This window comes from uncultured Phocaeicola sp. (assembly GCF_948499155.1).
Classification (GTDB): domain Bacteria; phylum Bacteroidota; class Bacteroidia; order Bacteroidales; family Bacteroidaceae; genus Phocaeicola; species Phocaeicola faecalis.
In genome coordinates this window covers 49,586-62,621 of sequence record NZ_CAOOSE010000013.1, presented here as the reverse complement: position 1 = coordinate 62,621, position 13,036 = coordinate 49,586, and the positions used below count along the sequence as shown (strand labels likewise).

6 protein-coding genes and 1 pseudogene are annotated in these 13,036 nt (G+C 40.7%); 5 read left to right on the top strand and 2 right to left on the bottom strand.

The features are described 5' to 3' along the window. The first annotated feature begins 171 nt into the window (after window positions 1-171). Entirely contained in the window at window positions 172-3,606 is a 3,435-nt protein-coding gene (locus QYT14_RS10885; protein WP_288324842.1) for a bifunctional proline dehydrogenase/L-glutamate gamma-semialdehyde dehydrogenase, read from the top strand. A gap of 103 nt (window positions 3,607-3,709) precedes the next feature. Here QYT14_RS10885 and QYT14_RS10880 read toward each other — a convergent pair whose 3' ends face one another. Both QYT14_RS10880 and QYT14_RS10875 read right to left on the bottom strand, forming a co-directional pair. Next, the gene (locus QYT14_RS10880) at window positions 3,710-4,279 is read right to left on the bottom strand and encodes an RNA polymerase sigma-70 factor (protein ID WP_237038578.1); all 570 of its coding nucleotides are present in this window, start codon (window positions 4,277-4,279) and stop codon (window positions 3,710-3,712) included. A 232-nt stretch (window positions 4,280-4,511) separates the two neighbouring features. Further along, a pseudogene (locus QYT14_RS10875) lies at window positions 4,512-4,804 on the bottom strand (alpha-L-fucosidase); the annotation flags it as partial. Between QYT14_RS10875 and QYT14_RS10870 the strand changes: the two are divergent. The 4 genes from QYT14_RS10870 to QYT14_RS10855 all read left to right on the top strand — a co-directional run bounded on the left by QYT14_RS10870 (window position 4,778) and on the right by QYT14_RS10855 (window position 12,958). Then, entirely contained in the window at window positions 4,778-6,175 is a 1,398-nt protein-coding gene (locus QYT14_RS10870) for a hypothetical protein (protein WP_288324895.1), read from the top strand. The pseudogene QYT14_RS10875 and the gene QYT14_RS10870 sit on opposite strands and share 27 nt — an antisense overlap. 91 nt (window positions 6,176-6,266) lie before the next feature. After that, the gene (locus QYT14_RS10865; protein ID WP_288324843.1) at window positions 6,267-7,277 is read left to right on the top strand and encodes a FecR domain-containing protein; all 1,011 of its coding nucleotides are present in this window, start codon (window positions 6,267-6,269) and stop codon (window positions 7,275-7,277) included. 469 nt (window positions 7,278-7,746) lie between these two features. Further along, window positions 7,747-10,956 (top strand): TonB-dependent receptor, encoded by a 3,210-nt coding sequence (locus tag QYT14_RS10860; RefSeq protein ID WP_288324892.1) that lies wholly within the window; start codon window positions 7,747-7,749, stop codon window positions 10,954-10,956. Between the two features lie 13 nt (window positions 10,957-10,969). Next, on the top strand, window positions 10,970-12,958 hold the full coding sequence (locus QYT14_RS10855; RefSeq protein WP_288324844.1) for a RagB/SusD family nutrient uptake outer membrane protein: 1,989 nt from the start codon (window positions 10,970-10,972) through the stop codon (window positions 12,956-12,958). Window positions 12,959-13,036 lie beyond the last annotated feature (78 nt).

Sequence of the window (13,036 nt, the reverse complement as noted above, 5' to 3'; positions counted from 1 at the left end):
TAAGCAAGCTAATTATGGACAGGGTACTTCTTTTTGACCGGTTTTCTCAGCAAGCTCTTCAGACCTTGCACCGGTACCGTGCTGTTATGTTTAGTCCAACCATTCTTGTGTCTCAGCTATTCCGGTGATTTTTTAATCCCTATTTCTTACACACATTAACATGAGTATATTATGGACAACAGACCGACTATCGCCGAAGTACAGGAATGGGTACTGAAGTTGTATAACACATGTGAACAAACCATCACAGATGAGGAACGTAAAGAGCAGCATAAATATGCCATTATGGTGCAACGTCCGCAAGACAAGAAGTTTTTGGTAAAGATGCTGGATGAGTCTTCCCAAATTCGTGACCGCAAGAAACTGGCTGAACGCATTAAGAAGCTGATAGACCGTTACGGTGTACCTGAGTTTCTTAATAAGCGCGATGCTTTCCTTTTTAAAATGTATCAGGCATTTGGACATTATTTTGACTTTATAGCTATTCCCATTATCAAGAAACGTCTCCGTTCCGATACCTCTAAAGTGATTCTTGATGAGGCTCGTCCCCAATTGACGGAACATCTAGCCACTCGTTTCAAACAGAAAATCGGACAGAACGTAAATCTGTTGGGGGAGGTCGTATTGGGTAACGGAGAAGCAGACCATCGTTATCATCATTATCTGGAAGCATTGGAAGCTCCTGATATCAATTATATTTCCGTTAAAATTTCGGGTATCTATGCGCAGACGCATGCACTGAACTATGCCGAAAGCTTTCCGGAGCTGGTGAAACGCATGTCTGCCCTTTACCAAAAGGCGATGGACTATCCTTATGTAGATGAAAACGGAGTGAAACGTGCCAAGTTTGTTAATTTGGATATGGAGGAATATAAAGATGCTCATTTCACTTTGCGTTTATTTAAGGAGGTACTGAATAAACCGGAATTTAAAAATTATTCGGCCGGTATTGTAGTTCAAGCCTATCTGCCTGATGCTTATGAGTTTCAAACAGAATTGTTAGATTTTGCTAAAGAACGCGTGGTTAAAGGGGGAGCTCCGATAAAAATGCGTCTGGTAAAGGGGTGCAATCTAGAGATGGAGACGGTCATTTCCTCTTTGCGGGGATGGCCCAATCCGGTGCGGACTTCCAAAACTGAAGTTGATGCCAATTATCTTCATATTTTGGAACGTGCTCTATTGCCTGAGAATGCTAAAGCATTGCATGTGGGAGTCGCTTCTCATAACCTGTTTACAATAGCCTATGCTTATTTGCTGAGTCAGAAATTGGGTAGTGCCGAATATATGACTTTCGAGATGCTGGAGGGGATGGCAGACCATGTGTGGCGGGCACAGTCCCAGCTTGGCAATCATGTGATTCTTTATGCCCCGGTGGTAAAAGACGAGCATTTCCTCAATGCTGTTTCCTATTTGGTGCGGCGTATGGACGAAAATACGGCTCCCGACAATTTCCTTACTCACTCGTTTAACTTGAAGCCCGGTACCGATACCTGGCGTTTCTTGCAGAACCAGTTTGAAGATGCGTATAAGATGAAAGATCGTATTACCCATATTCCTACACGTACGCAGAATCGTTTACATCGATATACTCCTGTTCCACCTGCCAATGAAATGAAAAATGAACCGGATACTGATTTTGACCTTGCCCGAAATCAGGAATGGGTACGCAATATCTTTGCCACATGGAAAAAGTCTTCAGCGGACACTCCCGAAATTATTCCTTTGCAGATAGGTAAAGAAACGGTGGTCTGTGATAAGCGCCATCGATATATGGATCGTTGCCAGGATAATGAGGTATGCGTGTGCGAAATGTCTCAGGCAGATACCGGGCAGGTGAAACGCATTATCGAAATTGCGGAGAAAGATCCGGCAGGATGGAGAAAGACCACCCTCGAAGAACGTCATAAGATAATGTATGAAGCGGCCAACCGGCTGGGCGAAATGCGTGGCGACCTGATAGGCTGTATGTGCGCCGTCACCGGAAAGACGGTAGTGGAGGGGGATGTGGAAGTTTCGGAAGGAATCGACTATGCTCGTTTCTATACCACTAGTATGAAGCTGTTCGCTGATTTGCCCGATGTGGATATTACGCCGAAAGGTACTGTATTGGTTATCTCTCCGTGGAATTTTCCTTGTGCCATTCCTATTGGCGGTATTGTAGCGGCTCTTGCCGGAGGAAATACTGTTATTCTGAAACCGGCAACTGTCGCAGCTCCTGTAGCGTGGTTGTTTGCCAAGGCATTTTGGGATGCAGGAGTTCCTAAGGAAGCTTTACAAGTGATTATTACTGATCGTGATGCATTGAAAGTGCTCACTTCTGCTCCTGCCGTCAAACATATCATCTTGACAGGCGGTACGGATACGGCGCAAAATATAGCCCGCAGTAATCCGTCCACTCCGTTGTCTGCCGAGACAGGTGGTAAGAATGCCATCATCTTGACAGCTTCCGGAGACCGTGACCATGCTATTATGAATATTGTAGCTTCTGCTTTCGGCAATGCCGGACAAAAGTGTTCCGCTTGTTCGTTGTTGTTGGTGGAACGTTCGGTATATGAGGATAAGAATTTTAGGGAAAAACTGAAAGATGCCGCAACCAGCATGAAGGTGGGTAGTGTATGGAACCCCGGTAATGTTGTTGGCCCGATGATTACCAATAGGAATGACAAACTGTTGAAAGCATTAGAGTTGGAACAAGGAGAATCTTGGCTTGTCCCGCCTCATTTCCTTGATAAGAATAAGTATGTCTTGGCTCCGACGGTGAAGTGGGGGGTACGGCCGGGAAGTTATTCTTTCCGAACGGAGTTGTTCGGCCCCATGCTTAGTGTGGTTTGCATAGAGAATTTACAGCAAGGTATTGAACTGGTTAATGGCTTGGACTATGGACTGACCTCCGGTTTGCAGAGTTTGGATGAAGAAGAACAACGGTTGTGGAAGAACTCCATCATGGCGGGTAATTTATATATCAATCGTGGTATAACAGGTGCTATAGTCAACCGTCAACCTTTTGGCGGTATGAAACTTTCTGCATTTGGCGGTGGCGTGAAAGCCGGCGGGCCCAATTACTGTGCTTGCTTTGTGAAGATTACCGATAAGCCCGGAAGTGCTACAGATTATAAACAGAGCTATCTGAAAGCATACGAACAGGAATTTGCCCATGCGCGTGATATTAATAATCTGTATGGTGAGCAAAACGTCTTTCGTTACTTGCCACTGCGTAATATGGTGCTTCGTCTTTTCCCGGGCGATACGAATGAAGACGCACAGATGATAGCACTGGCCGCTAAGATTTGCCACACTCCTCTGACCATTAGCTTTGAGCCTGATGATGATCGTACGGCAGCATTGAATTCTGTCGGTTGTTCCCTGAAGAAAGAATCTTTGCAAGAGTTCTTGAAGAGTATGTCGGAGTATGAACGCATTCGTACGTGTGGGGTGGATATTCCGATGGAGATGTATGAAGAGGCTGCTCGTATAGATAAATATATCGCAACAGCTAAACCGGTGAAGAATGGCCGTGTGGAACTTATTCATTATATTAAGGAACAGAGTATTTCATTTGAATATCATCGCTATGGTAGTATTTTAGAGATTCCGCCGGTAGAATAATTGTTTATATTATCGGGCGGAGACATTCCGTCCGATAATTTTTTCAGCGTTTTCATATTTTATAGAGCGCTTTTTTTTATACTGTATACTAAAAGTGGAACAATTATTTCATCAGCAGAGGCAGGAGTAAAGGCAGATAATCTTTTAAATCAATACGTAATTGCTTCAGAGCTTGTTGGATGCGGTAGTCTATAGTTTTAGGAGACACTTCCAGTATTCCGGCAATTTCTTTGTAACTCATATTTTTAAAACGGTGCATCATAAAAGCCTCTTTATAGGATTCCGGAAGTGCGGCCACCGCTTCTTGTATACGTATGGTTAATTCCTCTATGTGATAAAAATTGGCATCTTCTATCAAGGATTGCATCTCTTCATAAAAATAATTCTCAGCCCTACTTTTTATTTCATTTTGATTGATACGGTTTATGGCACGATGATGAACAATAGAGAATAAATAGCTGCTTAAAGAGGATTGGATAACGAGTACTTCTTTATTTTCCCAAAGCCAAATCATTGCGTCCTGCACGCACTCTTCGGCATCTTCTAACTCTACAAATTTATTTCCATAAGCGCATAACATGGGGTAGTATTTTTTGAAAAGCACATCGAATGCTTTCTCGTCGCCATTTTTAATGGCCGATAACAGCGATTGGTCTTCATAGTGATACTCCATTTTTATTATTCAAAGGTTGATTTGCGTGCAAATATAGTCTTTTAAAACTAAAAAAATATATTGTTTTTCGGGAATCTGTTCTGTGTACTGCTTTTTAGAGGAAATCTTAATAAAACGAGATTCGTTGACAGCGAGAGTAAAGCTCTTAAATAATCAAATTCTTTGCTTTTAGAATGAAAAATTCTTTGGGGGGAGCAGTAGAGCTGATGACAAACTATTAAATAGGTGTTCATCCCCAATCATTGCTTAAGGTGATACAATTTTCCCAAGATAGTCAAGTTGTGTTTCGGGAATGCCGCGTTCCGGTGTCTGGTAATTTTCATTTTTGCCACGTATGCTACGGTCTACCGAGATAAGTCCCGGATGTTTTTTACGTGCTTCTGACAGAATTTTGTTCAAATGGATATTCTCACCCATAACCCAGCCTCTGTCTAATCATAAAATATCAAAACTGCCATATTCAGACATTAGTTCGTTCAATTGGTTTTCTGTGTAGGTTTGATAATTTTGCCACTGGTCGGGATGGGTGTGCATACGCTCAGTAATTTTATAACGACAAACGATTCGTATGTGACGCCGGTTTCTTCCAAGCATTTGCTGAAGCAGGGTACATTGACCCTGAAAGAAGATATCACCGACGCTCAAACGGACATACGTATTCTGAAAAGCGATTTGTTTGAGACGCCCTTGTCTCTAAACACGTTGCAGATAGATGACGAACTCATTATATATAATAAGGTGGAAAAAGAAGCGGATTGTTTTTTGCTGAAGGATTGCACACGAGGAGCCTTCAAGACGAAAGTGTCCAGACATTCTGTAGAAACTCCTTTATATAAATTATCTGATTATGCTTATAAAGTGTTTTTTCCGGATTTGGTCTTGCAGGATACATTGGCCGATCGGATTGCTGATTTGATGAACAAGACCAGTTTGAGCCAAATCTCTTTTGACGGATTGGAGGGCTGTGCCTATACCGGACACGATGAATATGCCACATCTCGTTTTGTAACCCGTTGCTATGCGCAGTTTGATCATAATGTGCTGAATGACGCCAGTCGTTTGAATCATAATTTGTGGCATATCCACACTCGGATGAACTGGGGCGAGCCATGGGGCGAAGCGATGCGTACGGGGCAAGTGGCTAACAGAATAAAGAACCAGGATTTTTTCCGCAGGAATCTTTTCCCGCGTATGCTTGGATGGTTTCTGATTCGATTGGCCGATCGGAAATTCGAATGCTCCACATTGGAGGACGTGGAGTGGGCCTTGTCCGAAGCGGCCGGTTTCGATGCCGGTTATGCGATGACCATTAATACTTCTACGTTGAATAAGCACGGACAGATAGACCAGTTGCTGAAGGCTATTAAGCATTGGGACATTTTGCGTGAAGCCGGAGCCTTTACCGAAGAACAAAGAGAGCGTTTGAAAGACCCTCAGACCGAATGGCATTTGCAGGCAGTGGACGAGAAAAATTATCAACTCTATCCTTTGTTCGTTTCTAAACGCTATCATTGCAACTTGGCAGAACTTCAACCCGGTCAGCCGGGAGGAGCGGACTGGGTTTGGGAAAATACCTATTCCGCTCCCTGTAAACTCCAGTTGAGAGTAGAAGGAGAAGGTTCCGTTTCCAACCTATCGTTTACCACTTCGGAAGGAGTCGTTAGGTTTCCTTGCAAGTTGGAGGGTGGACAATACTTGTTGTATGACTTTGACGGAAAAACTATGATAACAGACAAAAATTATAATCTCATAGAAAGAGTGAATGTGGAAGGAAAACTCCATCTTCCCGCAGTTTCTTCTGCGGTATCTTTCTCTTGCGAGCCGGGAGTAGGAGAGACACCCGAGGTTGTTGTGCGATATGTAACTCGTGGGACTCCCGAGAAAGTTTCTCTGTGAAAATAGATTTTTTTGAAAAAAAATGTATTTAAGTTTAGGAATGTGTCTTTCCTGACTGCCATATAATTAGAAGGACCTAAAAAACATGCGTATGGATTTTAAAGAAAATAATATAGAATTGTTACTTCCCCGTTATTGCGAAGGTATTGCAACGGAGGAAGAACGTCGGCAGGTAGAAAGTTGGATTCAGGAATCAACAGAACACCACCGGATAGTAAAGCAAATGGAGATGCTTTATTTGGCGGCGGACACAGTTCATGTAATGAATAAGGTAAATACAGAAAAGGCGTTAGTTAAAGTAAAAGGTAAAAGGATTGGTAAAAGGAAAGTAGCTTGGTGGGAGTGGACACAGCGTGTTGCCGCAGTGCTGTTTCTCCCGCTGCTTGCTGCTTCGTTGGTTCTGTATTACGGCAATAAGCCTGAACTGGTGCGGATGTTGGAGGCGCGGACAAATCCGGGTATGATGACTTCGGTAGTTCTGCCCGACAGCACAGTGGTTTACTTGAATTCTGAATCGACATTGCGGTATCCTTCCACTTTTGAAGGACGGAATCAGAGAAAAGTGGAACTGACAGGTGAGGCATTTTTTAAAGTGATAAAGGATGTGGAGAAACCTTTCATCGTGTCTACTACCCATCAATCTCAAATAGAAGTGTTAGGAACAAGTTTTAATGTGGAGGCCTATGACGATATGTCGGATGTGTCGACTACCTTGATTGAAGGAAAAGTAAATTTCAGTTTCCAAACCGGTGCTCAGAAAAAACGAGTAGCGTTGAAACCGGGACAAAAAGTAGTGTATGATTCGACAAATGGTACAACACATTTATATGAAACTTCGGGTGAAACTGAAACATCATGGAAAGACGGAAAGATTATTTTTAATAATACATCATTGAACGATGCTTTGCATATTTTGAGCAAACGTTATAATGTAGTCTTTACGCAGACCAATGCACATTTGGATGAGTCGTATACAGGAACCTTCACCAATCAACGGCTGGAACGTATTTTGGAATACTTTCAGTTGGCATCCAATATCCGGTGGAGATATATTGACGGAAAAGACGCATCACAACAAAAGACGCATATTGAAATCTATTAATAACCTTAAATTGAATGTAATATGAAAGAATTATCACCTTAGAAACAAAAAGCATACGGGAAAATATTGGCGTATCTTCCCGTATGGAAAATCGGTCTTTAATTAAAGCTTGTTTGGCGACAAGCTGAAACTAACTAATTTTAAAACTTTAAGTCATTACAAAAGTATGAAAAATAATTGTAGTATCCAATTTTCGAGGATACCAAATTTCTTATGGCTTGCCTCGAAAAAAATTCCACGAACTATGAAGCTATTTGTTCTTTTCTTTATCTGCTCCTTAGGATTGGTCTATGCGTCCGATTCGTATGCACAGACGGCTATTGTCAATGTAGAGGTACAGAACAAGACGGTTAGGGAAGTCTTGAAGGAAATTGAAAACCAGTCTGAATTCGGATTCTTTTTTAGTAATAAGCATATTGATCTGAATCGTCGTGTATCGGTCACTTCACGTAACAGTGATATTTTTAAAGTGCTGGAGAAGGTATTTGAAGGTACGAATGTGAAGTATTCCGTTTTGGATAAAAAGATTGTTTTGACCACCAAAGCTGAAAGTGTATCGGTTGTGCAACAGGGTATTTTTAAAGTAACGGGTAAAGTGGTAGATGAAACGGGCGAAGGTGTCATCGGGGCTACTGTACAAGAAAAAGGAACTGCCAATGGTACTGTCACTGATATGGATGGAAATTTTGGATTGAATGTATCTAAGAAAGAGGTTTCTTTGGAAGTTTCTTATATCGGTTATAGCAAAATGGTAGTTAGGGCGATTGCTGGAACTCCAGTTAAGATAACCTTAAAAGAAGATACGGAAGTATTAGATGAAGTGGTGGTAGTGGGTTATGGTACACAAAAGAAGGTGAACTTGACTGGAGCTGTTAGTCAGGTCGGTGAAAAAGCGCTAGAGTCGCGTCCTGTACAAAATGTATCGCAGGCATTGCAAGGGTTGGTTCCCGGTATGACTTTTGGTGTTGATGCCAAAGGTGGTCAGTTGAATAATGCCCCTTCCGTATCTATTCGTGGTGCAGGAACAATTGGCAAAGGTTCTACAGGCTCTCCATTGATTTTGATAGATGGTGTAGAGGGTAATATGAACTTGCTTAATCCGTTGGATATTGAAAGCATTTCTGTATTGAAAGATGCATCGGCTTCTTCTATTTATGGTTCTCGCGCTCCGTTTGGGGTTATTTTGATTACAACTAAGCAAGGAAAGACTGGTAAACCGGTAGTAAGCTATAATACTAATATTCGTTTTAATAGTCCTCTTACTGATTATGATATGATGGATTCCTATCGCTTCATGCATTATTATAATGATGCACGTACTAATGGTGGACAGGCAGCTTATTTTAGTGATGAGCAAATAGCTAATGTTTTGGCTTATCAGCGTGGAGAAGTAGGAAAAATTATTCCGGTTACAACTTCAAATACATATACACACAACTGGGCAAATGCTAATACCGATTGGTATGATGTATTTTTCAAAGACCATGCCATGTCTCAGGAACACAGCTTGAGCTTGAGTGGTGGTACGGAACGTTTTTCTTATTATCTGTCCGGCAATTTTATGGATCAGGAAGGCTTGTTGAATTATGCTGACGAAAGCTATTATCGTTATTCTGTAAATGGGAAAATCAATGCGAAAATAAACAAAAACATAAGTCTCTCTTATAATACCAAATGGTTTCGTACTAATTATGAAGCTCCTTCTTATTTGAATCAATTATTTTTCCACCAAATAATGCGTAAATGGCCTAATGCGTTTGTTACTGACCCACAAGGATATTGGGCGGATAACAGTGAGATTATACCATTAAAAGAAGGAGGACGAATGAAGGAAGATTTGGATCAGAACTTCCAACAATTGCAGTTGGATGTCACTCCATTGTCAGGATGGAATATTCACTTACAGGGCAATATGCGTATTACAACTAATTTTACTCATACTGACAGACAAGCTGTTTATGCCCATGACGCCAATGGAGAACCTTATGCTATAGCTATCACTAATGCGACGCAGCCAGGTCAGTCCAGAGTAATTGAAAAAGGAACAAAGAATGAATTTTATACAGTCAATCTTTTCTCGGATTACTCTCGCCAGTTGGGTGACCATTATTTCAAAGTAATGGGTGGATTTAATGCCGAGCATCAAAATGTGAGGACTTTAAGTGCTCAGCGTGATGGCATTATTGTACCAGATTTACCTACAATTGATACTTCTACTGAGCAGGACGTAGCGGGGGGCGGTTATAACCATTGGGCTACTGCCGGTTTCTTTGGGCGCTTGAATTATAATTATAAGGAGAAATATTTGCTGGAAGTAAATGGACGTTATGATGGAACTTCCCGTTTTATGAAAGATCAGCGTTGGAACTTTTTCCCCTCATTTTCTTTAGGTTGGAATGTGGCCAGAGAAAATTTTTGGAAACCGCTGGAATCAGTTGTCAATCAATTTAAACTGAGAGGCTCTTGGGGTGAATTGGGAAATCAAAATACATCGAATTTGTACCCATTCTATGAAATCTTACCCGTGAAAAGCAATTCCGGTAATTGGCTGGTGAATGGAGGAAAAACAAATACGGCAGATATTCCTTCATTGGTTAGTACATTATTGACATGGGAACGTGTGCGTTCTTTTAATATAGGTTTTGACTTTGGTGCTTTCAATAATAGATTGACAGGTTCTTTTGACTATTTTGTACGCAAGACTGTCGATATGGTAGGTCCTGCTCCACAATTACCCTTAGTTTTGGGTATTGCTCCTGCTATAGTAAATAATGCTGATATGAAGTCTTATGGTTTTGAAATAGAACTTTCATGGCGCGATAGAATAGGAGAAGTAGATTATGGAGTGAAGTTTAATTTGGCTGATGCCCAGCAAAAAGTGGTGAAATATCCCAATACTACAAATGCTTTCAGTGACTGGTATGCAGGAAAAATGAGTGGAGAAATTTGGGGGTATACTTCATTAGGTATTGCAAAAACAGATGAAGAAATGAAAGAGCATTTGGCATCTTTACCTAATGGTGGCCAAAATCAATTAGGAAACAAATGGGGAGCTGGCGATATTATGTACGCAGATATAAATGGTGATGGCAAAGTAGATGGCGGTAAAGGTACATTAGCTGACCCGGGAGATCAGAAGATTATTGGTAATTCAACTCCTCGTTATAATTTTGGATTGGTTTTGGATGCTTCTTATAAAGGATTTGATGTTTCTATCTTCTTTCAGGGAGTAGGTAAAAGAGATTATGCTCCGATTGTAGGAACTAATGGTGCTGTCTTTTGGGGAGCTGTAAATAATATCTGGCAATCAATGGCGATGGAAGAACATTTTGATTATTTCCGTCCTGAGGACCATCCTATGGGAGCTAATCTGAACGGGTATTATCCGAGGCCGGACTTTACTAGCAACAAGAATCATCAGGTGCAAACTCGTTATCTGCAAGATGCGTCTTATATCCGTTTGAAGAATTTGCAGATTGGTTATACATTACCTAAACAATGGATTAATAAATTGCACATTAATAGATGCCGTGTATATGTGTCTGGTGATAATTTGTGGACTGGAACTAGCTTGGCCAGTATGTTTGATCCTGAAACACTAGCTGCCGGAGATTGGGGATCAGGAAAGACTTATCCATTATCTAAAGTGATATCTTTTGGCTTGAATGTTAATTTTTAAATAGAAATATAATATGTCTTACATAAAAAATACAGTAGCTTCTGTAGCCATGTTATTTACCTCAGTGGTATTGACATCCTGCAATGATTTTCTAGATTGTGAACCGTTGGATAAAATAACCCCGGATGCTTATTTTAATTCAGAAAGTGATTTGGCTGCCTATTCTATTCAACAATACAAATTTCCATCTTATCTTAATTTTGACATTTCTTTAGTAAAAACTGATAACGATTCGGATGACCAGGCCGCAACGGACGCTTCTACCGCGTTGTGGGTACCGGGAGAGAAACGTACTCCTGCTGATAAAGGAGTATGGGATTTTACAGAAATCCGTAAAGCTAATTATTTCTTCCAACAAGTATTACCCAAGTATGAGGCCGGAAGTATAAAAGGCGATGGGGTAATGATAAAACATTACATTGGAGAAATGTATTTTTTGCGTGCTTACCAGTATTTCAATAAATTGGTAAGTCTCGGTGATTTTCCTATTGTAACGGAAGTATTACCTGATGAAACAGAAGCGTTGAAGGAGGAAAGTAAAAGACAGCCTCGTAATAAAGTGGCTCGTTTTATTATAGAGGATTTAGATAGAGCTATTGAATTGATGTCATTGACTACCGATAATGGTAAGAATAGATTGACAAAAAATGTGGCATTGTTGTTTAAGTCTCGTGTAGCTTTGTTTGAGGCTACCTGGTTGAAATACCATAAAGGTACAGACCGTGTGCCGGGCGGTCCGGGATGGCCAGGAGCACAGCAAGAATATAATGCTGGCTTTTCTATTGATATAGACAAGGAAGTAGATTGGTTTTTGGAACAGGCAATGGATGCTTCTGCTCAAGTAGCCGATTGCATTTCATTGACAAAAAATACCGGTATATACAATCCGGACTCGAATCCTTATAACTGGAATCCTTATTTTGAAATGTTTTCGGCTGTTGATATGGAACCGATAGATGAGGTTTTGTTTTGGAGAGCATACAGTTCTGTGCAGGGTGTTACTCATAGTGTAAGTTCTTATCTTTGCAAAGGAGGAGGGGATTTAGGATATACTCGTAGTTTAGTAGATGCATGTTTAATGAAAAATGGATTGCCTATTTATGCGCCAAATTCTGGCTATGTTGGTGACATGACGATTGAAAATGTTAAAAAAGACAGAGATGACCGTTTACAGTTATTTATGGGTGCTCCTAGTGATTGTTCAAGACTTGATCCATATGAAACATATAAATATCCTAAGATATTGGAGCAGACCAATGATAGATGCCCGACAGGTTATACGGTTCGTAAATTCTTGACTTATGACCCAGCTCAAGTTGTAATCGGTTCTGGTGCGGTCAATACGTATGGATGTCTTCTTTTCAGATCTGTTGAAGCTAACTTGAATTATATTGAAGCTTGCTATGAAAAAAATGGAAGCTTGGATGCAAAAGCGATAAAGTATTGGAAGGAGATTCGTAGTCGTGCAGGTGTGTCTGATAATATCGATATGACAATTGCTGCTACCGATTTGTCTAAAGAAAATGATTGGGCTAAGTATTCTGCCGGTCAGTTAGTAGACCCCACCTTATATAATATTCGTCGTGAAAGACGCGTAGAACTAATGAGTGAAGGTACCCGTATGCGTGATTTGAAGCGTTGGCGTGCTTTGGACCAAGTGGAAAATTATCAAGTTGAAGGATTGAATTTATGGGGGGGCGAACTGGAAAAATTGTATGTGGATGAATCTGGTAATAGTTTGTTGATTCCGGAAGGTTCTTCGGGTAAGCAACCTAATGTATCCAACAAAGAAAACAGCAGCTATTTGCGTGTTAATCAAATTGTAAAGAAGAATAACTTGTTATATAATGGTTATACTTGGATACCGGCCAACTATTTGGAGCCTATTTCTGCTATTAACTTTACACTTACCTCCTCAAATCCTGACGACTTGGAAAGTTCAACGATTTATCAAAATCCGGGTTGGAGTAAAATAGCTAATGAACCGGCTATAGGATATTAATATAAAAAATAGAATCATTTTTAAGGAGAAGACATAAAAGAGAGTGTATAAGGAACCTTTCTCTTTTATGTCTTTTCT